Annotated in this window: 23 protein-coding genes and 2 riboswitches; of the genes, 15 read left to right on the plus strand and 8 right to left on the minus strand. The window is 43.3% G+C overall.

The annotated features are described in order from the left end of the window. Nucleotides 1-501: 501 nt before the first annotated feature. Nucleotides 502-1,917: a PAS domain S-box protein gene (locus tag L634_RS0117145; RefSeq protein WP_026583504.1), complete on the minus strand. Its 1,416-nt coding sequence runs from the start codon at nucleotides 1,915-1,917 to the stop codon at nucleotides 502-504. A 470-nt stretch (nucleotides 1,918-2,387) separates the two neighbouring features. Further along, nucleotides 2,388-2,486, plus strand: a riboswitch (SAM riboswitch). 104 nt (nucleotides 2,487-2,590) lie between these two features. After that, a riboswitch (SAM riboswitch) is annotated at nucleotides 2,591-2,691 on the plus strand. A 113-nt stretch (nucleotides 2,692-2,804) separates the two neighbouring features. On the opposite strand from L634_RS0117145, the gene L634_RS0117160 reads away from it, so the two are divergent. Genes L634_RS0117160 through L634_RS0117175 form a run of 4 tightly spaced genes read left to right on the plus strand, consistent with a single transcriptional unit; the run spans nucleotide 2,805 to nucleotide 6,562 of the window. Continuing rightward, nucleotides 2,805-3,836, plus strand: coding sequence for a methionine ABC transporter ATP-binding protein (locus L634_RS0117160; protein ID WP_026583505.1), 1,032 nt, complete (start codon nucleotides 2,805-2,807; stop codon nucleotides 3,834-3,836). After that, a complete protein-coding gene (locus L634_RS0117165) occupies nucleotides 3,826-4,476 on the plus strand; it encodes a methionine ABC transporter permease (RefSeq protein ID WP_026583506.1) in 651 nt (216 codons plus the stop codon). The genes L634_RS0117160 and L634_RS0117165 overlap by 11 nt, the downstream gene beginning before the upstream one ends. Before the next feature lie 19 nt (nucleotides 4,477-4,495). Beyond that, nucleotides 4,496-5,323 carry a MetQ/NlpA family ABC transporter substrate-binding protein gene (locus L634_RS0117170; protein WP_026583507.1) on the plus strand — a complete coding sequence of 276 codons (828 nt, stop codon included), beginning with the start codon at nucleotides 4,496-4,498 and terminating at the stop codon, nucleotides 5,321-5,323. Between the two features lie 24 nt (nucleotides 5,324-5,347). After that, the gene (locus L634_RS0117175; RefSeq protein ID WP_026583508.1) at nucleotides 5,348-6,562 is read left to right on the plus strand and encodes a M20 family metallopeptidase; all 1,215 of its coding nucleotides are present in this window, start codon (nucleotides 5,348-5,350) and stop codon (nucleotides 6,560-6,562) included. Between the two features lie 166 nt (nucleotides 6,563-6,728). Here the strand turns inward: L634_RS0117175 and L634_RS0117180 are convergent, their stop codons facing one another. Then, nucleotides 6,729-7,004: an alpha/beta-type small acid-soluble spore protein gene (locus L634_RS0117180; RefSeq protein ID WP_026583509.1), complete on the minus strand. Its 276-nt coding sequence runs from the start codon at nucleotides 7,002-7,004 to the stop codon at nucleotides 6,729-6,731. 174 nt (nucleotides 7,005-7,178) lie between these two features. Here L634_RS0117180 and L634_RS0117185 point away from each other — a divergent pair, with 174 nt between their 5' ends. The 11 genes from L634_RS0117185 to L634_RS0117230 all read left to right on the plus strand — a co-directional run bounded on the left by L634_RS0117185 (nucleotide 7,179) and on the right by L634_RS0117230 (nucleotide 18,035). Further along, a complete protein-coding gene (locus L634_RS0117185; RefSeq protein WP_026583510.1) occupies nucleotides 7,179-7,415 on the plus strand; it encodes a CsbA family protein in 237 nt (78 codons plus the stop codon). A gap of 637 nt (nucleotides 7,416-8,052) precedes the next feature. Then, nucleotides 8,053-10,032 carry an excinuclease ABC subunit UvrB gene (gene uvrB, locus L634_RS0117190; RefSeq protein WP_026583511.1) on the plus strand — a complete coding sequence of 660 codons (1,980 nt, stop codon included), beginning with the start codon at nucleotides 8,053-8,055 and terminating at the stop codon, nucleotides 10,030-10,032. Between the two features lie 7 nt (nucleotides 10,033-10,039). Continuing rightward, nucleotides 10,040-12,916, plus strand: coding sequence for an excinuclease ABC subunit UvrA (gene uvrA / locus L634_RS0117195; RefSeq protein WP_026583512.1), 2,877 nt, complete (start codon nucleotides 10,040-10,042; stop codon nucleotides 12,914-12,916). Between the two features lie 133 nt (nucleotides 12,917-13,049). Beyond that, the gene (locus L634_RS0117200; RefSeq protein WP_026583513.1) at nucleotides 13,050-13,757 is read left to right on the plus strand and encodes a hypothetical protein; all 708 of its coding nucleotides are present in this window, start codon (nucleotides 13,050-13,052) and stop codon (nucleotides 13,755-13,757) included. Between the two features lie 503 nt (nucleotides 13,758-14,260). Then, nucleotides 14,261-14,974 (plus strand): DUF459 domain-containing protein, encoded by a 714-nt coding sequence (locus L634_RS0117205; RefSeq protein WP_051428362.1) that lies wholly within the window; start codon nucleotides 14,261-14,263, stop codon nucleotides 14,972-14,974. A 435-nt stretch (nucleotides 14,975-15,409) separates the two neighbouring features. After that, nucleotides 15,410-15,754, plus strand: coding sequence for a hypothetical protein (locus L634_RS0117210; protein ID WP_026583515.1), 345 nt, complete (start codon nucleotides 15,410-15,412; stop codon nucleotides 15,752-15,754). A 224-nt stretch (nucleotides 15,755-15,978) separates the two neighbouring features. Beyond that, nucleotides 15,979-16,293, plus strand: a complete 315-nt coding sequence (locus tag L634_RS0117215) for a DUF4870 domain-containing protein (protein ID WP_026583516.1) — start codon at nucleotides 15,979-15,981, stop codon at nucleotides 16,291-16,293. 23 nt (nucleotides 16,294-16,316) lie between these two features. After that, a complete protein-coding gene (locus L634_RS34795; RefSeq protein ID WP_332249053.1) occupies nucleotides 16,317-16,841 on the plus strand; it encodes an SHOCT-like domain-containing protein in 525 nt (174 codons plus the stop codon). Continuing rightward, nucleotides 16,838-17,425, plus strand: a complete 588-nt coding sequence (locus L634_RS34800) for a DUF4097 family beta strand repeat-containing protein (protein ID WP_332249054.1) — start codon at nucleotides 16,838-16,840, stop codon at nucleotides 17,423-17,425. Before L634_RS34795 ends, L634_RS34800 begins: the two co-directional genes overlap by 4 nt. Nucleotides 17,426-17,477: 52 nt before the next feature. Next, nucleotides 17,478-17,672, plus strand: coding sequence for a PspC domain-containing protein (locus tag L634_RS0117225; RefSeq protein ID WP_026583517.1), 195 nt, complete (start codon nucleotides 17,478-17,480; stop codon nucleotides 17,670-17,672). Between the two features lie 3 nt (nucleotides 17,673-17,675). After that, on the plus strand, nucleotides 17,676-18,035 hold the full coding sequence (locus L634_RS0117230) for a phage holin family protein (RefSeq protein WP_026583518.1): 360 nt from the start codon (nucleotides 17,676-17,678) through the stop codon (nucleotides 18,033-18,035). Nucleotides 18,036-18,266: 231 nt separating this feature from the next. Here the strand turns inward: L634_RS0117230 and L634_RS0117235 are convergent, their stop codons facing one another. The 6 genes from L634_RS0117235 to L634_RS0117260 all read right to left on the minus strand — a co-directional run bounded on the left by L634_RS0117235 (nucleotide 18,267) and on the right by L634_RS0117260 (nucleotide 24,025). Then, nucleotides 18,267-18,935: an N-acetylmuramoyl-L-alanine amidase gene (locus tag L634_RS0117235; protein WP_026583519.1), complete on the minus strand. Its 669-nt coding sequence runs from the start codon at nucleotides 18,933-18,935 to the stop codon at nucleotides 18,267-18,269. A gap of 132 nt (nucleotides 18,936-19,067) precedes the next feature. Continuing rightward, the gene (locus L634_RS0117240) at nucleotides 19,068-19,799 is read right to left on the minus strand and encodes a GntR family transcriptional regulator (protein WP_026583520.1); all 732 of its coding nucleotides are present in this window, start codon (nucleotides 19,797-19,799) and stop codon (nucleotides 19,068-19,070) included. A 34-nt stretch (nucleotides 19,800-19,833) separates the two neighbouring features. Further along, on the minus strand, nucleotides 19,834-20,559 hold the full coding sequence (gene nagB / locus L634_RS0117245; protein WP_026583521.1) for a glucosamine-6-phosphate deaminase: 726 nt from the start codon (nucleotides 20,557-20,559) through the stop codon (nucleotides 19,834-19,836). After that, nucleotides 20,556-21,746, minus strand: a complete 1,191-nt coding sequence (nagA, locus tag L634_RS0117250) for an N-acetylglucosamine-6-phosphate deacetylase (protein ID WP_026583522.1) — start codon at nucleotides 21,744-21,746, stop codon at nucleotides 20,556-20,558. Before nagA ends, nagB begins: the two co-directional genes overlap by 4 nt. Nucleotides 21,747-22,049: 303 nt before the next feature. Beyond that, nucleotides 22,050-22,955: an N-acetylmuramic acid 6-phosphate etherase gene (gene murQ, locus L634_RS0117255; RefSeq protein WP_026583523.1), complete on the minus strand. Its 906-nt coding sequence runs from the start codon at nucleotides 22,953-22,955 to the stop codon at nucleotides 22,050-22,052. Beyond that, nucleotides 22,952-24,025: a DUF871 domain-containing protein gene (locus L634_RS0117260; protein ID WP_026583524.1), complete on the minus strand. Its 1,074-nt coding sequence runs from the start codon at nucleotides 24,023-24,025 to the stop codon at nucleotides 22,952-22,954. The genes murQ and L634_RS0117260 overlap by 4 nt, the downstream gene beginning before the upstream one ends. Nucleotides 24,026-24,095 lie beyond the last annotated feature (70 nt).

Consider the following 24,095-nt stretch of genomic DNA (forward strand, 5'->3'; position numbering starts at 1 on the left):
GTCATTCGTATATTTCCAAATACACAATCTGCTTTTCGATTAGTAGGTGCCATCTTAATGGAATATCAAGAATCTGTATACGCTAAGAAAACTGCCCTAAAAGGTTAGTGTTACTTTTTCGTATCTTCCAATTATGGAATGATCACATATCCAAAAAAGACTGTCAAAGTGAAAAGCCTTTGACAGCCTTTCCTGGATATGTAAATAAAAATCCATGGAAGTTACGCAAAAAAAATGTAAGGGGATAATTCAACATACCATAATAAGCTAGTTGAAAACATTGTATAGAATTTTACACAATAATCTGGACTTGACTCATCATAGGCTTGATGAAGGCCAAAACTCCAGCTTAGTTCGAGGGAAAAGTTCATCATAGGTAAAATAGTTGCCAGTTCGTTTACCTTCTTTCACCAAGCTATTAACAAAGGAATTACTTCTATCCCATAAGTGAAACTAACCATTGCAAAAAGCCAGTTCACAGCACTGGCTTTTTACGAACAATTATAAGAGAGGCAGTGTAACCCTCACAGTCGTGCCTTCATTTTCCTTGCTGTGAATATACATGTTGCCGCCATGATTTTTAATGATTTTCTTGCAAATCATGATGCCAAGGCCTGTCCCTTTTTCCTTGGTACTGTAAAAAGGCTCTCCCAGCTTGGCGAGGCGTTCTTCTGGAATGCCAATCCCTTCATCCTCAACACTGATGATAACAAAGTTGTTGTCCTGGCGAATATCCACATTTATCTTGCCGCCCATTGGCATCGCTTCGATCGAGTTCTTGATAATATTGATCAAGACCTGCTTGATTTTGTCTTTTTCGCATTTTACATGGAATTCACACTGGGTTTGTGTTAATTCTATTAAAATATTCCCCATGACTGCCTGGCTGTTTAACAAAGTAATCACGCTTTTTACAACTGTTATCAGGTTGGTTTCTTCCATCTCGGTGATTTGCGGCTTGGCGAGAACGAGCAAATCGTTAACGATATCTTCAATCCGTTCCAGTTCGGTTAGAATGACATCAGCAAAGTCCCCTTGCCTTTCTTCATTAAGCAGCTGTGTAAAGCCTTTGATTGCTGTGAGCGGGTTGCGGATTTCATGGGCAATTCCTGCCGCCAGCTGGCCAACAACCGACAGCTTCTCTGCATTCTGCAATTTTTCCTCCGTCTTCTTCTGGCCGGTCACATCTTTAATGATAATTTGATAGACCTTTCTATTTTTAAAAGTGGTCGGGATCAGCTGAACTTCCGCTTTTCTCGTTTGGGCATCTGTCCGTATCAAATTCAGCTCAAAATTCACACTTTGTTTCGTTTGTAAAAAGTCGTCTAGAGTGGAATGTTCGGAAGGAGGAGTGTAATCATGGAGGGCGGTGCCGATCATCTCTTTTATGCTGGTGAATCCAAAGAGCTTCTTGCCTTCATTATTGATATAAGTCCAAATGCCTTTTTGCGTCACCATCCCGATTGTATCTTTCGAATACTCGACAAGAAAACGGTACTTTTCCTGTGTTTCAAGAATTTCCTCCTCCATTGTAATTCTTTGAGTCATATCCCTGATAATGCACATCATTTCTTTATCGTCATTAATGACCGAAAAATTCGCTTCCAGCCACAAATAATGGCCTTCATTATGCCGAAACCGGAAGGTCACCCGATTATGGGGGAGCTGTTCCAGTTCTTCAAATGCTTCTCTTAAAAGATCCCGGTCATTTGGATGGCAGTATGTATAAAGGCTGCTTCGATAAAATTCCTGCTGTGTATAGCCTAGCATGGGCAAACAGGAGGGGGAGATATATAAGGCAATTCCCTCTTTTGTCACTCGAGCAATTATATCGCTGGAATGCTGGATGGCCAGCTGTAAATTCCTTGCTTCAACCTTGTCAGCGAACAGGTCGGCATGATTTTCTGACATGATCATTTTTCCAACCCACCTTTTTGAAAATTGGTACTTTTCCATTATTATACATGACTTATACCGTTTGACATATAGGATAAATTTCACCTTATTGGCTTTAAAACAGATACTGGAATAGGTACCTTCCTCATAGAGAACGTCTAATTAGCTCTCACGGTATGCGAATGCCTTTTTGAAGCTCCTCCAACGAAGCATACGCAAAGGAAATCCGAATATAGCGATTAGTCCCGTCGCTATATATGCTTCCAGGATTAATCAGCAGCTTTTTTGAAAAAAGTTCCTTTCTCAGAACTTGTTGTTTTACTTATTAATTCCACCGTGGATTGCCCGGCAGGTGTGCTGGTAATCTATTATAGAGAAAAGGAACAAATAGAAAATAAATTAAGTATGATTATTTTAAAATAATGATTGACACCACTTTCTTCAGCATGATAGAGTATTAAACATATTAAATAACCGGATATAAAAATATCTTCTTATCAAGAGAGGTTGAGGGACTGGCCCTATGACACCTCGGCAGCGGACATCGTGTACCGTGCCAAATCCAGCAAGCGAAGCTTGAAAGATAAGAAGAGGACCATTTGATAAATGCTGCCCTCTTCTTTCTTGAGAAGAGGGTTTTTTATTTTGCCCGGGTTAACAATGTTAAAGATCGTATTCATATACATATGAATATTTCTTATCAAGAGAAGCTGAGGGATCTGGCCCAATGAAGCTTCGGCAGCAGGCGGTATGCACTGTGCCAAATCCAGCAAGCGAAAGCTTGAAAGATAAGAAGAGGCCCAAAAAAACCTCTTCTGAAGGGAAGGGGTAAATTTTATGGTTTAATTCGTAGTATTCGCATCGGGATACATGGTTAATTAAAAATGCCGGCAAAGGAGTGAATCATAATGATTGAATTTCAAAATTTGAAGAAAGTGTATGAGAGCGGAGGGCAGCAGGTTGCCGCCTTGAATGGAATAGATTTAAAGATTAATAAAGGTGAGATTTTTGGCGTAATCGGGTTTAGCGGTGCGGGAAAAAGTTCGCTGATCCGCTGTGTCAATTGGCTTGAGAAGCCGACATCTGGAAAGGTCATTGTCAGCGGACATGATTTGACCGCATTATCTGTTAAGGAAATCCGTGAAGTTAAGAGAAACATCGGAATGGTCTTTCAGCATTTTAATCTTTTAAACTCCAAAACTGTGTTTGCTAATGTTGCAATGCCGCTCATATTAGCGAAGGTTCCAAAGGAAGAGATTAAAAAGCGGGTCCATGAATTATTGGAGTTTGTCGGTCTTGCAGACAAAGCCAATAACTATCCTGATCAGCTATCAGGCGGACAAAAGCAGCGAATCGGGATTGCAAGGGCGCTCGCTACACAGCCTTCCATCCTGTTATGTGATGAAGCGACTTCCGCCCTTGATCCGCAGACAACCAGCTCCATTTTGCAGCTGCTAAAGAAGATTAACAAAGAATACAACATTACGATTCTGATTATTACGCATGAAATGGCCGTGATCAGAGAAATTTGCGACCGGGTTGCTGTTATCGAGGCGGGGAAAATTATTGAGGAAGGATCTGTGTTTAATGTCTTTTCCTCACCAAAGACACAGACCGCCAAAAATTTTGTCAGCACGGTCATGAATGATCAAATACCAGACTCGATTAAAAAAGTGATTGAGAAACAAAAAGGTCTGCAAAAGGTATTCAAGATCAGCTTTGTAGGCCGTTCTGCCGGACAGCCGCTCCTTTCGCAGGTTGCCAAAAGGTTTAATATCGATTTCAACGTTCTTTTTGGAAATATTACTGAACTTCAGGGGACGCCGTTTGGAAATCTGATTGTCGAGTTCCAGGGGCCGGAGAGTGAAATCAGCCGGGCGATTCAGTACATCAGCCAGGAAAAAGTTTCAATAAAGGAAGTGACATCACGTGCTAGTTAATCAGGAAAAAATTATAGAGGCGTTAATCGAAACCATCCAAATGGTAGCTTTCTCGCTATTGTTTTCAGCTTTAATCGGGCTGCCGCTGGGGATATTGCTTGTCGTAACAAGAAAAGGGCATCTGCTCGAAAATCTGGCTGTTTTTAATGTAATCAACAGCATCATTAATATTTTCAGGTCAATTCCTTTCATCATTTTAATGGTGGCTATTATCCCAATAACAAGGCTGATTGTAGGGACATCGATTGGAACGGCAGCCGCTGTTGTGCCGCTCGTCTTTTATGCAGGGCCCTATATTGCTAGGTTAATAGAAAACTCGCTGCTTGAGGTGGATCCCGGAGTCATTGAAGCAGCAGAAGCAATGGGAGCAACACCGGGACAAATTATCGTTAAGTTCCTGATTCCGGAAGCGCTCAGTTCGCTTGTATTAGGCTTTACGATTGCGACAATCGGATTGGTCGGAGCATCAGCCATGGCTGGAGCAGTCGGGGGCGGGGGGCTTGGCGATCTAGCCATTACTTACGGCTATCAGCGTTTTGATACAACAGTCATGCTGATTACAGTTGCCATTTTGGTTGTAATGGTTCAAGGCCTGCAGTCATTCGGAAATATTTTATCCAAAAAAATCAGAAGAAGATAATTCAGGGGGGAAACACATCATGAAAAAGATTTTATTATCACTTATTATTCTATCATTGGCGGTATTTACTGCTGCATGCTCGAGCGCATCAAGCGGGGAAGAGGCAAAGAAAATTAAATTGGGTGTGAGCGGTTCCGATACACGCATTTGGGATTTTATTGCAGAAAAGGCTGAAAAAGAAGGCATTGAAATTGAAGTTGTAACCTTCTCTGACTATGTTCAGCCAAACGTAGCTCTTGCAGAAGGTGATCTTGATGCAAATGCATTCCAGACAGTCGCTTATTTTGACACATTTATCGAGGAACACAATATGGACCTTTCCCCAATCGCGACAACTGTATTAGCGCCAATGGGCCTTTATTCAGAAAAAGTTACATCAGCAGAAGAAATTCCTGAAGGCGGCAAAATCGCCATTCCAAATGACGCTTCAAACGGCGGCAGAGCACTGCTTTTACTTGAGGAAGCAGGTCTTATCAAGCTATCAGAAGACTATGATGGAAATCTGGACCTGAATAAAATCGTTGAAAATCCAAAAAACATTGAATTTGTAGAAATGGTATCAGCACAGACACCGCGTGCACTTCCGGATGTTTCCGCTTCTGTAATCAATAACGGAATTGCTGTAGATGCCGGCTTTAATCCAACTAAAGATTCCATTTATCTTGAAAGTGAAACCGCTACTCCTTATGTAAATATTATCGCAGTAAGAACTGAAGACAAAGATAACGAAACGCTTAAGAGAATTGCGGAACTCTACCAGGAAGATGACGTAGCTGATTTTATCAATGAAGAATATAAAGGAAGCATGATTCCTACCTTTATTCCTTTAAGTGATATCGGCTGGTAAAAACGATCCGAAGGAGGAAATACGATGGCGGCACCTTTAAAAACATTATCAGAACTTAAGGAAGCAATTATACAAAATGTAGAAGTAAATAAAGAGCTATACCTTTCTGCAAGCCACCAAATCCATGCAAACCCGGAAATAGGGAATGAGGAATTTTTTACATCCAGGCTGCTTTCAGGCATCCTGGAGAAGGAAGGTTTTGAAGTGGAGCGGGCAGTGGCTGGGCATGAGACGGCTTTTCTGGCACGGAAGAAATCGGAAAAGCCTGGGCCATCCATCGCATTCCTTGCAGAATATGATGCTCTTCCAGGCCTAGGCCATGGCTGCGGCCATAATATTATAGGAACAACTAGTGTGGCGGCTGCGATTGCACTAAGCAAGGCGATTGATGAAACGGGCGGGGAAGCGGTTGTGCTAGGAACCCCTGCTGAAGAAGGAGGACCCAATGGAAGTGCGAAAGGAAGCTTTGTTAAACATGGTTTGCTTGAAGGAATTGATGCAGCACTAATGGTTCATCCTTCCAATCATACAAGGCTGACCAGTACATCCCTGGCAGTTGATCCGCTTGATTTTGAATTTATCGGTAAGCCTGCCCATGCAGCAGCTTCGCCGGAAGAGGGGATTAACGCACTTGATGCGGTTATTCAGCTGTTCAACGGTATTAACGCACTTCGCCAGCAGCTAAAGGATGATGTGCGGATCCACGGAATCATCACGCATGGCGGGGATGCGCCAAACATTATCCCTGAATACGCTAAAGCCAGATTTTTTATCCGCGCTTCAACGAGAACTAGTTTAAATGAGGTTACAAAGAAGGTTAGAGCAGTAGCTGAAGGTGCTGCCCTGGCAACTGGTGCAAAGCTGAATGTCATTGCCTTTCAAAATGAAGTAGACAACCTCCTGTTAAACAAGGCATATGACCAAGTGTTTAAAGAAGTCATTGAAGAGCTGGGAGAAACTGTTGTGGAAGGGGACAGAGACGGAATCGGCTCGACGGATGCCGGGAATATAAGCCAGGTGGTTCCTGCCATTCATCCTTATATTAAAATAGGTGCAGATGATCTTGTTCCTCATACGGTTCCTTTCCGGGAAGCCGCAGCTTCTGCTAAAGGGGATGAAGCTTTGATCACTGGTGCAAAGGGGCTTGCATTAACAGCACTTCAGCTGGCAGCCAATCCGGCAGTGCTCTACTCCATTAAAAAAGAGTTCCTTGAACGAAAAGCGGCAGAAGAAAAGTAATAATGGTAAAAGCTATCCTCATTTAATGCCAGGATAGCTTTTTCTATAGTCTTATGTTTTCAGGGGATTATTCCCCAATTTGTTCGTCAATTCCTTAAAATCAGGACTCTATTCATATTTAATTCTTATAGTTACCATTGCCCCCCCTTGAGCATTCAGGATCATCCTATTGTCCCTTCATCCGCTCCTGTGCCATACGGACGAGCTCTTTGACCATACTGCCGCCAATTTTTCCGCCGACAGTTCCTGCCTGTTTGGAGGTTAAACGGCCATTATAGCCTTGCTTTAGAGGCACACCTGCTTCCTCTGCTACTTCATATTTCACATAATCAGGATTTTCCTGGTCAGTCTGGTACCCCTGATTTTCCATTACCTGTTTTTTCAATTGATCCAGTGCAGGTCTGGATTCCGCCACTAAAGGACGGCGTTTTCTCCTTGCCATAATGCTTCAGCCTCCTGAAAATCTTTTTCTTATTATGTGCTAATCTTAGAAATTTACCACTAAGCAATAAGACATATAAATAAGAAAAGACTTGTACATCTTTCCATGAAAAGCTATTCTATTGTTATACATAACCTTGAATTTTTTGTGAACAAAACAAAAGAAGGTGTTTGGATGGCGTTAAAATACTTGTCAGCTCTTTTGCTTCCTGGACTGCTTGTATTGCTTTTTACGAGAGTAAGCTATAATCGTGTTGTTGGGCTCGTATTGACTGTGGGGCTTATTGCAGCCTCTGTTTATAAAGGCTATACAGATTCATTTTTCCTTATTGTTATAGACGCATTTTCACTTACTGCCGGCTTCTGGTACGCACAAAAAATGAAGCCGAAAACAAAGCCAAGTGCACAATAATGCTGCGAAGCCTGTCGGCAAAACTTCTCGACAGGTTTTTTGTTTTTATCTTTCCATTTGACTTCTTTGTCCCCGCTAAATCAGTTCTAAAACTAATTCAATCAAACGTTTGATTGAGTTTCCTGCTTTTAAACAAACGTTTGATTAACTATACTTCGACATCACTATTGTTTTTCCAACATATTTCCCGAGCAATAAACCTATCACGGAAATTAAAAAAACGAATATCCGTTCGCATATTATTGGTTTGTTTTATGCACTTTGTGGTAGAATGATGATATGAGTTTGAGTAAAAAACTGACAAATCAGCAGCATCCGGCCTTCAACTCTTTTTAAGCTGGTTTGTGTTTTATATATTTGCTGTGATAAGGCTAATTGTTGCGTTAGTACCCTGTTGATTGGAGCGGAAGGTGCGAGATCCTCGGAAATGCATTCACATTTCCTTCGTGCGGTGTTAACTCGGGGAAGCTTATTCAAAGTCCTGCGGGAGAAGCGAGTCAAAGGGAGACCCCGCAGGCGCGTTATGCGCCGAGGAGCGTCGGACCGCCCGCGGAAAGCGAGTACCTGAAGTGGAAATCAACAGGCAAGTGTAACAGAGCCATAAATAATAGTATTTCTTTATACGGGAGGCTTTTAGGTGAAGGATCAATTCGAATTAGTCTCAAAATATTCCCCTCAGGGCGACCAGCCGGAGGCCATTAGAAAAATCGTGGAAGGGATCAATTCAGGCAAGAAGCACCAGACGCTTCTGGGAGCAACAGGAACAGGAAAAACCTTTACGATTTCCAATGTTATTAAGGAAGTAAATAAGCCCACGCTTGTCATTGCCCACAACAAGACACTTGCCGGCCAGCTTTACAGCGAGTTCAAAGATTTTTTTCCGAACAATGCGGTAGAGTATTTTGTCAGTTATTATGACTACTACCAGCCGGAAGCATATGTGCCGCAAACCGATACGTTTATTGAAAAAGACGCCAGCATCAATGATGAAATCGATAAGCTTCGCCATTCGGCGACCTCATCTTTGTTTGAACGAAATGATGTCATCATTATTGCCAGTGTTTCATGCATATATGGCTTGGGTTCGCCTGAAGAATACCGGGAAATGGTACTGTCCCTCAGGACCGGTATGGAAATCGAGAGGAACCAGCTTCTTCATAAGCTCGTTGACATCCAATACGAGCGCAACGATATAGACTTCCAGCGCGGTACCTTTCGGGTGCGGGGGGATGTAGTTGAAATCTTCCCGGCATCACGGGATGAACATTGTATCCGTGTAGAATTTTTCGGAGATGAGATAGACCGCATCCGTGAAGTGGATGCCCTGACCGGCGAGATATTGGGAGACCGTGAACATGTTGCGATTTTCCCGGCATCCCACTTCGTAACGCGTGAAGAAAAGATGCGCATTGCAATCCAAAACATTGAAAAAGAATTGGAAGAGCGCCTGGCTGATTTACGGGAAAACGATAAACTGCTAGAAGCACAGCGGCTGGAGCAGCGGACCCGCTATGACCTTGAAATGATGAGGGAGATGGGATTCTGCTCAGGAATCGAAAACTATTCGCGCCATTTAACACTTAGGCCGCCGGGATCGACCCCGTATACTCTTCTGGATTATTTTCCGGAAGACTTCCTAATTGTCATCGATGAGTCACACGTAACACTTCCGCAAATTCGCGGAATGTTCAATGGTGACCAGGCGAGAAAATCGGTGCTGGTGGACCATGGTTTCCGTCTGCCATCAGCCATGGATAATCGTCCCTTGACTTTTACCGAGTTCGAAAAGCATGTAAACCAGGCTGTTTATGTTTCGGCAACACCTGGACCATATGAACTCGAGCATACACCGGAAATGGTTGAGCAAATTATCCGTCCGACCGGATTGCTTGATCCAACGATTGATGTTCGTCCGATCGAGGGACAGATTGATGATCTAATTGGCGAAATCCAGGATCGGATCAAGAAAAACGAACGGGTCCTTATAACGACGCTGACGAAGAAGATGTCAGAGGATTTAACTGATTACTTAAAGGAAATCGGCATTAAGGTCCAGTATCTGCACTCAGAGGTTAAAACGCTGGAGCGGATTGAGATTATCCGCGAGCTGCGTCTTGGAAAATACGATGTACTGGTCGGAATCAACCTTCTGCGGGAAGGACTTGATATACCAGAAGTTTCACTTGTCGCCATCCTCGATGCGGATAAAGAAGGCTTCCTCCGTTCCGAACGGTCTCTTATCCAGACGATCGGACGGGCAGCACGTAATGCGAACGGCCATGTCATCATGTATGCAGACAGAATGACAGACAGCATGGAAAAGGCGATCAGCGAAACGAAGCGGCGCCGTTCGATTCAGGAAGAGTACAATGAAAAGCACGGCATTACGCCGATGACCATTCAAAAAGAAATCCGTGATGTCATCCGTGCAACCCATGCGGCGGAAGAACAGGAAGAGTATAAGCCATCAGCAAAGCTCGGCAAGCTGAACAAGAAAGAGCGGGAAAAGCTGATCGGCGATATGGAAAAGGAAATGAAGGAAGCGGCAAAAGCCCTGAACTTCGAAAGGGCTGCCGAGCTTCGTGATCTAATTTTAGAGCTTAAAGCGGAAGGATGACGTAAAAATGGCGATGGATAAATTAATCGTAAAGGGTGCCAGAGCCCATAATTTAAAAAATATCGATGTCACCATTCCGAGAGATAAGCTTGTCGTTCTGACAGGGCTTTCCGGTTCCGGAAAGTCCTCATTGGCTTTTGATACGATTTACGCAGAAGGGCAGCGCCGCTATGTTGAATCATTATCCGCATATGCCCGGCAATTCCTGGGCCAGATGGATAAGCCTGATGTCGATACGATTGAAGGGCTGTCACCTGCCATTTCAATTGACCAAAAAACAACAAGCCGAAATCCGCGTTCCACAGTAGGAACGGTGACAGAAATCTATGATTATCTCCGGTTATTATTTGCACGGGTGGGGCGTCCGACATGCCCGAATCACGGTATCGAAATCTCCTCGCAGACGATTGAACAAATGGTCGACAGGATTTTGGAATATCCGGAAAGAACAAAGCTCCAGGTCATGGCTCCGCTTGTATCCGGCAGAAAAGGGGCACATGTTAAAGTGCTGGAGGATATTAAAAAGCAGGGTTTTGTCCGTGTACGTGTAGATGGAGAAATGATGGATCTCAGCGAAGAGATTGAACTGGAGAAAAACAAGAAGCATTCCATTGAAGTGGTTGTAGACCGAATCGTTGTTAAAGAAGGCGTAGCGCCTCGTTTGGCAGATTCCTTGGAAACCGCATTGAACCTTGGAAATGGCAAGGTGCTTGTGGATGTAATTGGTGAGGAAGAGCTGCTGTTCAGTGAAAATCATGCCTGCCCGCAGTGCGGTTTTTCAATCGGCGAGCTGGAGCCTAGAATGTTTTCCTTCAACAGTCCGTTTGGAGCATGTCCCGATTGCGATGGATTAGGCTCAAAACTTGAGGTAGACCTGGATTTGGTTATCCCAAACAAGGAGCTTACACTAAAGCAAGGTGCGATTGCACCTTGGGAACCGACAAGCTCCCAATACTACCCTCAGTTACTGGAGGCAGTCTGCAATCACTACGGAATTGATATGGATATCCCAGTTAAAGATCTTCCTGAGCACCTATTGGAGAAGATTTTATATGGTTCGGAAAAAGATAATATCTATTTCCGTTATGAAAATGATTTTGGCCAGGTAAGGGAAAATTATATCCGTTTTGAAGGCGTTATCCGCAACGTAGAGCGACGCTACAAAGAAACCAGCTCCGATTATATCCGTGAGCAGATGGAAAAATACATGGCCGAGCATCCGTGTCCTGGATGCAAAGGCTACCGTCTGAAGCCAGAAACCCTTGCCGTGCTTATTGATGGAAAGCATATTGGCCATGTGACGGCTTTTTCCATTGAAGAAGCTTTTAGCTTTTTCGATAATCTGAATCTGTCCGAAAAAGAAATGAAAATCGCCAACCTCATTTTCCGCGAGATTAAAGAGCGGCTTGGATTCCTGATCAATGTAGGACTTGATTATCTGACATTGAGCCGGGCTGCAGGCACATTGTCCGGTGGAGAGGCTCAGCGTATCCGCCTGGCTACACAAATTGGGTCACGCCTGACAGGTGTCCTTTACATTCTGGACGAGCCATCGATTGGTCTGCATCAGCGTGATAATGACAGGCTGATCGATACGCTTAAAAATATGAGGGATATCGGCAATACCCTTATTGTGGTGGAACATGATGAAGATACAATGGTTGCTGCTGATTATCTGATTGATGTTGGCCCTGGAGCAGGCGTGCATGGCGGACAAATCGTTTCAGCTGGTACGCCTCAGGAGGTAATGGATGATCCAAACTCCCTTACAGGACAATATCTGTCCGGAAAAAAATTCATACCGCTGCCTATTGAGCGCCGGAAAAATGATGGCCGCTTTATTGAAATAAAAGGAGCAAAAGAAAACAACCTTAAGAATGTGAATGTCAAGTTCCCGCTTGGTTCCTTTATTGCCGTGACAGGTGTGTCCGGTTCCGGCAAGAGTACATTAATTAACGAAATCCTTCATAAAAGCCTGGCGCAAAAGCTTCACCGGGCGAAAGCCAAGCCGGGTGAGCATAGAGAAATAAAAGGTGTTGAGCACCTTGATAAGGTGATTGATATTGATCAATCGCCAATCGGAAGGACACCGCGGTCCAACCCGGCCACCTACACGGGAGTGTTCGATGATATTCGCGATGTATATGCGTCAACGAATGAAGCAAAGGTGCGCGGCTACAAAAAGGGCCGATTCAGCTTTAATGTAAAAGGCGGACGCTGTGAAGCCTGCCGCGGGGACGGTATTATCAAAATTGAAATGCACTTCCTGCCTGATGTGTATGTCCCATGCGAAGTCTGCCATGGCAAACGCTACAACAGGGAGACGCTTGAAGTAAAATACAAAGGAAAGAATATTTCAGAGGTTCTCGATATGACGGTTGAACATGCAGTCGAGTTCTTCGAGAATATCCCGAAAATCCGCCGCAAGCTGCAAACTATTTTAGATGTTGGCCTTGGCTATATCACATTGGGCCAGCCGGCAACAACTTTATCCGGAGGGGAAGCACAGCGTGTAAAACTCGCTTCCGAGCTGCATCGCCGCTCAACCGGCCGTTCCCTATATATCCTGGATGAGCCGACAACCGGCCTTCACGTGGATGATATCTCAAGGCTGCTGATTGTCCTTCAGCGTCTTGTTGAAAATGGCGACACCGTACTGGTTATTGAGCATAATCTCGATGTCATCAAGGCTGCTGATCATATCGTCGACCTTGGACCGGAAGGCGGAGACAAAGGAGGTACCATCCTAGCAGCAGGAACCCCTGAAAAAATCGCCGAAGTTCCAGAGTCCTACACAGGCAAATATCTCAAACCGATTTTGGAAAGAGACCGCCTGAGAATGAAACAGCAAATCGAAGAAAAACAAGGCGTTACAAACGCATAATAATCAGGAAGCAGTGCCTAGGGGTGCTGCTTCTTTATTTTGAATACATGATAAAAGTATTACATTAGATGGAATAATCTTGTAAAATAAAGGGGGGATGAGGTGAAACCACCTAAAGAGGCGAGGGACAAATTTGATAAAACGAGTAATAGCTGTAATGGTTATAATGCTTTTTGTATCGATACAATTGGTAAATGCAGTTAACGAAATTCCAGCAGGTGCACAGGAATTCGCTAATCATCACTTCTATGAAATCGTTAAAGATGAACTCGGGTCTGCAGATTCAGCAATGTTCAATCTGGACCCTAACTCTGAAAATATTACGTTTGGGCCTCTTTTTAAGATGTATACAATGTCAAAGAAGTTTTTCAAAGAAAAAAACCCTGATCTTTCAATAGGGATATATCCTAGTGGAGAGTATATCGCTGTCGTTTACCAGGATGGAGAGCCTATTAACGTAATCGGTACATATGAAAATGAATCAGGTGAATTTACTTTATCCACCTTAGGGTATGGCAAGGATTTAGCACTGGAGCTGGATAATTCAAAAGGAAAGGAATGGGTGCTTCATGAAGCACCATCTGATGGCTGGTATTTATATAATGGCGAGACAGTAGTGCCTTTAACAGAGAGGACGAAAGAATTATTAAAAGGTGAGACACCGGTAAAGGATTTTCAAAGAGTCATCTACGACAGATATAAAAATGTGGAAAATAAGACAGACAGGGTCAGCTTTGCAGGCAACATGCAAGAAACCGTTTTATTTTATTCCTTACTCATAATTCTTGGCTTGATTTTTATTAATATCATCATTAAAAAAGGAAGCAGCCGAATTAAATAGCTATGCATAAAGTCCTCCGAGCTTGCGGGCTTTTTTTTTTCGTATAAGATTTTCCAAGAGTATTTTTAAAAGAATCCGGGTAAAGAAAATCAGTTAAATCAGTCAGCAACTATATTTAGCAAATAAATTATGGAATCCAGCAAAGAAACGTTCAAATTTACCAAATAAGTATATAGAGTTAGCAAACTAGCTCAGAAATTTAGCAAATAAGTGAATATGGAAGCATCATTGAGGAGAAATCTCTTCCAGGAAATTATGAGAGATAATACCGAACCAAAATCGAGATGATCAGGTCAAATTTTCATTATATTGATTACTTTCACAAATATATCGGTCAACTTACAAGATATATCAGTCAAAATTTTAGTATATCGGTCACTTTACACGATATATCGGTCAAAATCTTAATATATCGGTCACTTCGCTATCTATCAACATTCCAGTATTTCCACTATAAAAAAGAGGGAATTTGAATAATCATAGCCAGGAAAGGAACACACACAATGAAAAATGGAATCTACCTGCTAGCATGCATATTACTGCTGGGAATTGGCGTATATCTTTCAGTTGCCTTTTTAGGTGAAGAAAAAGGGGATCCTGCCAAGAATTTGATTGTGGCATTTGGAGATTCTCTAACCTATGGATATGGAGATGAGATGAAAGAGGGCTATATTGGCAGGCTGCAGGGCAAGCTGAACGAGGCTTACCCGGATCAAAATTACCAGATAAAGAATCATGGGGTGTACGGCTATAAATCTTCGGATGTTTTAAAGCAGATGCTTAAGCCGGATGTGGCAGAGGATCTAAACAGTGCAGATATGTTCATTGTTTATATCGGCACAAATGATTTGCTGAAGAGCAATGGCGGGGATTTGTATCCGCTCCATCATGAAAGACTTGTTGAAGCAAAAAATGTGTATGAGGATAAGCTAAAAGGAATCTTAGAGACACTGGAAAAGGCTAATGGTGATGCGCCAATTATCCTTATTGGGCTATATAATCCTTATCCGGATGGCGACCAAATTGAAAAATATATTGATCATTGGAATGAGTCCATTCGAAAAACAGCAGAGGAAGATAAGAATATTACCTATATTTCAACCAATGAGCTGTTTAAAGGGAAAAACAAGAAGCAGTATTTTGCAGACTCTCTCCATCCGAATGGAAAAGGCTATGAGCTCATTGCTGACAAAATTCTAAAAGGCTATTCTTTTTAACTATAGGCTATTTTCTTATAGATTGTTGTTTTTACTTATAAATTTTCTTCGTTGATTTCAGCACGGGGCACTCAAGCTGTCAGCGGGAAGGAATGAGAGCCCCCTTGTCTTCGGCTGCGGGGGGCTGGTCTCCCGCTTCCCTCACTTCCTGGAGGACATTGGGAAAGCATCCTTGAATAAACACCTCGTCGTAAGAAAATACGAATACATTTTCGGGGAGTCAAGTGCCCTCCGCTACAATCAACTTAGTTGGTTAAACTTAGTTTGCCACCCGAAAAGCAACAAACTTTACGAAAACAGTCTAACTATAAGTACCTCCCCGCAAACATTATTGATAACACAATGTAATGTTCCAGCAAAAAGCGTGTAAACAAGTTGCGTTATAATGACAGCAAGGAAAATTAGACAAATTGGGAGCAATATGGGGAGGTCAAAATGGAGGACTATTTAGAGAAGTCATTAGAGGAATGGAAAGAGGATATTTCTGAAGTTTTGGATCAGATTAATAGTGAGTATGAAGACGTAAAAAAAGAGCTGAAGGTGTATTCCTATAAATACGGAATTACAAAACAAGTCATTCAGTCCACAGTGAACGAAGAGATTATTGATAATATCCGCGAAATGTATCATAAGCCTTTTGAGGAAAAGTACAATGAACTGAAAGAATACATACGTGATTTGGATGAAAAAAGAAAAGTGTTCCAAATGTTTGTGAACAAGATAGATGAAGTGAAACGGAAGGAAGCGCCAAGAACCGATCTGGCTGCAGCCTACAAATAAGAAATGAAACCGTCTTTTTAACAAAGGCGGTTTTTTATCGTTTGCAAGCCTCTACGCCTTTTGGCCATGGAAGCCTAAGCCTGCAGATGTATTTTTGAAAAATCAGAGGTAAATATTCCTGCGGTTTTCTATAATGAAAATGAAAGCAAAATGCAATTTGGATTTATAAAAACGAAACCTTACAAGCTCCAAGTGCGTATGTAATGTCAAAGGAGCTGAAACCAATGGAATCGAGAAAAGTGTTATCGGCGTTAAGCTATTTCAGTATTATGTTCGCAGGATTTATTTTCCCGCTGGTTGTATTTTTTGCATCGGGTGATCCGGAAGTGAAGCGGCATGCAAAGAGTGCTTTCTTATCGCATCTGATCCCGCTGATTCCTGTACCGTTTATTATTTTTGCAGGAGTGACCCAGTTTACAGTAAATGAGCAGGAGATACCGGTATTTTTTCTGGCAGGTGTCGTAATCGCCATCATTCTAAGTTTAATCGTACTAATCTGGAATATTATTAAAGGGGTAAAAGTTCTTATACAAGAGTAAATATAAATGTGGAGGGGCAAACAATGAAAGAGGAACGGAAACGCATATTAAAAATGGTAGAGGAAGGCAAGCTGACTGTTGATGAAGCTTTGACACTTTTAGAGCAGCTTGAAAAATCGAAAGAGACAATGGAGCAAAAGCAGGGAGATTTGGTAAAGGAACTATCTGCTTATGTGAAGTTTGAAGAAGCGAAAAAGGAAGAACCAGCCGGTTCAAAGCATCAGAGCGCCAAAGAAAAAATTATTGATTTTGTAGACTCTGCTTTAAAGAAAGTGAAAGACTTTGACCTGGATTTCAACTTTGGGAAAAGCGTTGAGATTTCGCATATTTTCCAGCATGCTGACACTTATCTAAAGGATCTGGACATAGATGTTGCGAATGGAACGGTGAGAGTGGTTCCATGGGAACAAAGGGATGTCCGCGTTGAATGCCGTGCAAAGGTTTATCGGGTCGAAACCAGGACGAAGCCCGCAGGAGTTTTCTCAAGGATGTTATTTTTGCCATTGAAGGGCAAAAGCTGCGCTTCTCCTCACAGCAAAAGTGGATGAAACTCGATGCGGTGATTTATATTCCAAAAGCAGAATATGAAAATGTAAAAATTCGTATGTTTAATGGGCCGATTGAAAGTCAAAACTTATCAGTGGAAAACTTTAAGGCAAAAACCGCTAACGGAAAAATTACCGTTACCGATTTGGACAGCAAATATGTTGAGGCGGAAACGGCAAATGGGCAGATTACAGTACAAAGAAGCCGGGTCGACCGTCTGGAGGCTGAAACACTGAATGGTGCCATTCTAGCGGAGGGGGATTTTAAAAAAGCGGAGCTTCAGTCTTTTAATGGCAATGTGACCTGCAGGGCTGAAAATGAACGCTGTGAACTTATCGAAGCAAAAGCCGCAACGGGAAGCATCGATCTGTTTGTACCGGATTTTGCGGCTGTCAGCGGGGAGCTTAGAACGAACCTGGGCAGTTTCCATGTAGGCATTGAGGGTATTGAAGTAGTAGAAGAAAAGAGCGAAGTGATTCAAAAGATGATGCGCTTTAAGTCTGTTAAAGAAACGGATAGCGGGCTGAAGCTATTGGCTGATTCAAAAACTGGCGCCATTACGGTAAAAAGATCTTCAGTCTGGTAATCCTATTCGTAAGATCGGGACACTTGCGCTTTTATGATAGGAGGGAAGCTTTATGAATAAGCTTGTACGCTCACGAAACAATAGAAAAGTGGCCGGAGTATTAGGAGGCCTTTCCAAATCAATCGGCATAGATCCAACGATCACAAGGGTGATATTTATTATTTTGCTATTTACAACAGGGGTATTTCCTATGGCATTGATTTATGCACTTTTGATATTTGTGTTGCCGAACGAAGAGGTGCTGTAATCAATGAGATGGATCATAGGCATCTTAATTAACGCCATCCTTTTTATGGCTATTGCCGGATTCTTCAAGGATTCGTTCTATCTGTCCGGATTTGGGGCTGCCATTGGCGCCAGCTTCATGCTATCGATCTTAAACATCCTTGTGAAGCCCATCCTCATCATATTGACGCTGCCGGTGACGGTCCTGACACTTGGCCTGTTTCTGTTCGTTATTAACGCAATTACATTAATGATCACAGACGGCTTCATGGGTGATTCATTTGAGATTGCCGGCTTTGGAACAGCCATCCTTGTGTCAGTCATCATGTCGATTGTGAACTTGATTATCCAAAAAGCAGTCTTGGAACCATCGAGAGAAAAATAGAATGCCGCTTCTGAATAGGGAGTGGCACATAATATTGAAAAGCTGCGCGCATTTTTGATAAGACGGCTATTCGAAAGCAGCACATAAAGCCGCCGAGCTTTCAAAAAAATAAGCCTGCAAACGAATGTACTGTAAAATAAATATCAAAAAAGCCAATTAACACATAAAATATGCTAAAAAATGAGCTCAACACCCAAAGAAAGCCAGCACATCCATATGTGCTGGCTTCTTCTATTCGGTAACCACCGCATTATAGCCATTTTTCCGCAAATCTCCTGCAAGCTTTTCAGCTTCCTGTTTTTCTGCAAAAGTGACCTGAACTTTCACTTGTTTTGGCTCATTCCATTTTCGCTTTAAGCCATATTGTTCTGCGATCGCCTTTACAATGGCTTGGGCACATCGTTTACGGTAGGCTGGCGTGCGAAGGAGTGCAGCTTCTTCTCTGTTTGTCATGAACCCGCATTCCACGAGGACAGCGGTCATTTTCGTTTCGCGAAGGACATGGAAGTCAGCCGTTTTAACTCCGCGGTCGCGCAGGCCGGTCGCATTTATTAAATAGCGCTGAACTTTTTGGGCCAATCCCAGCGCTTCCTTCGGCCTGGAAGGAAAGACAAATGCCTCAATGCCGCCTGCATTGTTCCAGCCGCCAGTTCCATACGCATTTGCGTGAATCGATACGTAGCAGTCAACGTTTAGGCTATTTGCATGGTCAGTCCTTTCTTTGAGCGGGACATCACGCTCGTCCGAATGAGCGTAATAAACAGTCACATTTTGATAGTTTTCCAGCAGTTTCTTTGCCAGGGCTGCGACAGCACGGTTAAACTCGTATTCACGCATGCCATTGGGAGAACGCTTTCCGGGGGTATCATACCCATGCCCGGCATCCAGCATGATTTTCATTAGTATCACTCCTTTCAGTATCTATGTTAAAAAGAAATTCTCACTTATATAATATGGACAAACCGCTCTAAAGGACATGGTTAAATGGATAAAGCTGCAAAAAAAAAGAGAAAGCCCTTCTTGAGGCTTCTCCTATTTGGATGCGCGCTGCATCGTATGGACAAATTTATACCGGTCGGCCCGGTATGCTGATTTTACAAGTTCAAAAGGCGTGCCGTCCTGCAAAAATGAAGTTCTGACGATGAGAAGAACAGGGGAGCCAGGTTCGACCTGGAGATGCTTTACCTCTGTTTCCTTTGCAATCGATGCTTCTATTTGCTGGGTTGCTTCACTGATTGTCAGCGCCAATTTCTCTTCAATATATTGGTACAGAGATTTGTTGATAATCTCTTCTGTTAGGCCTTTTACGAGATTGGCAGGGAGGTAGGTGGTTTCCAGCGCCATTGGCAGGTTATCGGCGAGACGCACCCGCTTAATTTCATAGACAGGGGTGTTTTCTTTTACTCCCAGTTTTCTTGCAAGCTGCGGTTCTGCCGGGATGATTTCAAAAGAGATGAGGCGGCTGCTCGGCACCATTCCACGCTCCTTCATATCTTCTGTAAAACTGGTCAGTCCTTGCAGTTTTTGTTCCACTTTTTGTTTATTCACAAAAGTGCCCCGGCCTTTCTGCCTGTACAAATATCCATCGTTCACCAGATTATTCAGGGCCTGTCTGACCGTCATCCGGCTAATCTGGTACTGTTCCGCATATTCCCGTTCAGATGGAATCGCTTCGTCAGGCTTTAAAATACCGCCTTCAATCAAGTGTTTAATATATTCCTCTAGTTGATGATAAATCGGAATGGGTGATTGTTTATCGATCATTGGAAATTCTCCTAACACGATTTTCTAAAAAACATTATACCAGACTCAGTGCATCTTCATCGGCAATGATCGTCACATTGGAATGAAGCTTAAGGGCAGATGCAGGAAATTGCTCATTTGGTTCTCCGTTGACTAGCTGCTGGATGGCTTCGGCCTTGGCTGAACCGGAAGCGAGCAAGATAATTTCCTGGCTACCCAGAATGGAGGCAATCCCCATCGTGATGGCATGGGTCGGAACCTCATTAATAGATTTAAAAAATCTTGCGTTTGCTTTTCGGGTGCTCTCTGCCAGCTTTACAACATGTGTTCGGCTGTTAAAAGCGGTTCCTGGCTCGTTGAAGCCGATATGCCCGTTGCGGCCAATCCCCAATAGCTGCAGATCAATATCAACAAGGTCCTTGATCAGCTGTTCATAGCGCTGGCATTCCCGGCTAATATCATCGGCCGTCCCATTTGGAAGATGTGTATTTTCGAGCGGAATGTCCAGATGATTAAAAAGCTCGCTATTCATAAAATATCGGTAGCTGTTAGGGTTGGATGTAGGCAAGCCGATATACTCATCCAAATTAATGGTAGTGATTTTTTCATAGGACGTGCCATTTTCACGATGATCTTTAATAAGTTCATCATATACTCCTTTTGGTGTGCTTCCGGTTGCCAGCCCTAATGTCATGTCTGGTTTGGAACGGATTTTTTCAATTATAAGCTGTGCCGCTTTATGGCTCATATCATTGTAATCGGCTGCTCGGATGATGTTCAAGAAAGCTTCACCTCGCGTTCAAAAGCTTTAACACCTCTGCAGAAGGTCATAGCCACTTCAAGGTTTTCATCCAGGACAACCAAGTCGGCATCTTTACCTTCTGATATGCTGCCTTTCCGGTCGCAGATGTTCAGCTGCCTGGCCGGGTTGCTGCTTGCGAGGCGGACGGCTTCCATTAGAGTAATATCTGTAAAATCAATCATATTTTTAATCGAATCTTTCATTTTTAAAATACTGCCAGCAAGTGTTCCATCTGCAAGCAGAGCCTGGCCATTTTCGACGGTGACATCCTGGCCGCCAAGATCATAATGTCCATTCTTCAGGCATTTGGCTCTCATCGAATCGGTAATCAGGATCATCCCGTCTGGCCCTTTGGCGTTGAGGGCAAGTTTAATCATTTCAGGACGGACGTGAATGCCATCGGCTATCATCTCAACAATCAATTCCTTTAATAGAAGGGCTGCTCCAGCTACGCCTGGTTCGCGGTGGTGCAAGCCCCTCATGCCGTTAAAAAGGTGGGTAACCTGCGTGGCGCCTGCTTCTACAGCTTTTTCCATTTCGGTAAAAATGGCATCACTGTGGCCGATCGAGGCAACCACTCCATTTTCTCTCAAATAGCGGATGAATTCATAGCCGTTTGCCTTTTCAGGTGCTAGAGTAATCAGCTTTATTGTATGGTTTGCTGCAGCTTGCCAGCGCTTGAAAAGCTCAATATCAGGATCAAGAATATGATTCTTCGGCTGGGCGCCAGCTCTTGTTTCGTTAATGAAAGGCCCCTCGAGATGGATTCCGACCACCTCGGCTCTGCCTCGAGAATTTTGTTCTTTTTGATAAAGGGCCGCGTTTGCCAAAGCGGCTTCTATTTTTTCTTTTTCCTGTGTAATAGTAGTGGCAAGAAAGCTTGTAGTTCCTTCTGCCGGAAGGACTTCCGCCATTGTAGCAAGGGCTTCCGGCGTTGCATCCATTGTATCTGCTCCGCCTGCTCCATGGATATGGACATCAATAAAGCCCGGACTGATGGTTTGATCAGGGGAAAGTTCTATTACTTCTGCAGCCTGGTCAGCAGGGGGAAGCTCATCCATGCTCCCAACTTTTATGATTTTTTCATTTTCTATTAAAATAAAACCGCTATCCAGCAGGTCGTTCTCTAAAATAATTTTTGCATTTTTTAAAAGAAGACGGCTCATTTTGTTTCATCTCCGTTCAGGTCTTGTTTAAGAGTATATCTCTATTATAAAAGGTTTGGATATAGATGTCTATACCAGTCAAGGTAAATGCGCATCTGCGTGAATTTGGTCTATACAACCAATAGAAAAAGGATAGAAAGCAGGGTGCTGATTTCTATCCCTTTAATTAGTTTTGCGGATAAATAATTGGTTTTCGCGGATTTATTAAAAATATCGCGGATATATCAAGCTTTTTCGCAGATATCTCAATATTGCCAATTTCTAATGCAATGCCGCAGCAGAAATTGTGAGGAAGATACACACTTACTTCGAATGAAATTCCGCAATCGCTTCCCGCAAATAGCCGTTATGCCTTCTCAGCAGCTCTGCAGCCGATTCACCTTTCAATCCTGTTAAAATCTGCAGGATTGCCGCCTTTGTATTATGCTTTTGCTCCAATAGGGCAGCTTTGGCTTCCTCATCTGTTGCACCTGTTGCCATTTTGATGATGTTTTCAGCACGCTTAAAAAGCTTTTCGTTCGTCATTTGCACATCCACCATGAGGTTTCCATACACTTTTCCAAGTTTGATCATGGAAGCGGTCGTTAACATGTTGAGCACAAGCTTTTGCGCCGTCCCAGCTTTCATCCGGGTAGAACCTGTAACCACCTCCGGGCCGGTGATTGGCGCAATCGTATATTTAGAAATTTTCTCCATCTCGGAATCCTTTGTACACGCAACGGATACCGTAACTGCACCGATTTCATTTCCGTATTGAAGTGCGCCGATTGTGTAAGGAGTGCGGCCGCTTGCCGCAATTCCAACAAGCACATCTTTATCTGTCAAATCAATATTGATTACATCCTGGCGGCCCTGCGCGCTGTCATCCTCAGCACCTTCAACCGCTTCGGTCATTGCTTCCTTGCCCCCCGCGATAATACCGACAACCATTTCCGGATCAGTGCCATACGTTGGCGGGCATTCAGAAGCATCGATAATGCCTAGGCGCCCTGATGTACCAGCGCCTACATAAATAAGACGGCCTCCTTTTTTAAAGCTTTCCACAATTTCGTCCACCACTTTTACGATGTGGGGAATTTCCCTTTCAATGGCATTGGGAACAATGGTGTCCTCCTGGTTAATGATTGTAATAATCTCTTCTGTTGTCATTAAATCGATATCCATTGTTTTCGGATTTCGCTGCTCTGTATTAAGCTTTGTAAGATTCATCCTTGATCCCTCACGATTAATTGAAATTTGGTTCCCGCCTTGATTTCATCCAGCAGGGGGAGGTCTTCTTCTATAATTCTTGCAATCACATTAACGCGTTCATCCTGCGGAAGGTCTGCCCGCGTGATTTGCATTTCCCCTGCATAACGCCCATAAAGGATATTATCAACTGTCACCATTCCTTTTTTACGATCAAGCTGGTTATTTGGTTCCCATTTCTGCTGTCCCTGCTGGGCATATGACCTTGATTCGACTGACCTGACCACATCCCGTGCAGGATCCATGCGGTTTGTATGGATTTTATTAAAAAGATCCCCATGATGCTGTGCACTCAGCAGCTCTACGCGAAGAGGGACAACACCCTCAGAAATTTTAGCTAATTGAATCAGTGTTTCGTCCTTTACCGAATGGTCGCCGATTAACACTTTATCTGTATGGCAGCTGTTCATTAATTCAGCCGCCGCAGCAGCAGGGGAACCGTCCCGGTGCTTTTCCAAGGTCGGCAATCCCGCAAAAATTGGCCCGCGAAGAACGCCATCCCCAGGAACAAAAGCCATTGTCGTTATCCCCATGCTCTTTAGAAATTGGTTTCGTTCTATTAAAAAAGCTCGATCCAAGCCAGTTTCAGGCCGCGGGTAAAAATTATGCCAGGCCTCTACATTACTGGCATTCAAACCAAGACCCAGCCATTCCTGCAGCTCTTCTGCAAAAATCGTACTGGCATTGATTCCTAGTTTCATTTTTTTCGAGAGTTCCACGATTTGAGAGGAGGAAAATCCATAATCCGCCCGGATGCCAGCGAGGCCCCATTCGAGCAAGCTCTCGATCGAGTCCCAATCCAATCCCAAATGGCCCAAAGACTGCGGAGAAACATCCGCCAGCAGCTCCATCTCATGCTGTTTGGCAAGGTCCCCAAGGTCCTGAAGCAAATGCTTATATGTCCTGTGGTCATCTTCAGGAATATGGAGGGAAGTGAAGATGGATGTAAGGCCAAAAGAAGCTGCCCGCTCAATCCATTCCGCGTTCTGGGCTTGGCGTTCTTCTGATAGATACACTGATATACCAAGCATCATGTTTACCTCTTTTTTGTCCGAATTTTTAAAAAATGTGTCCTCATAAGTAAAGAAGGAGGAACATCTC

The sequence above is a fragment of the Bacillus sp. J33 genome (assembly GCF_000518885.1).
Lineage (GTDB): Bacteria > Bacillota > Bacilli > Bacillales > Cytobacillaceae > Cytobacillus.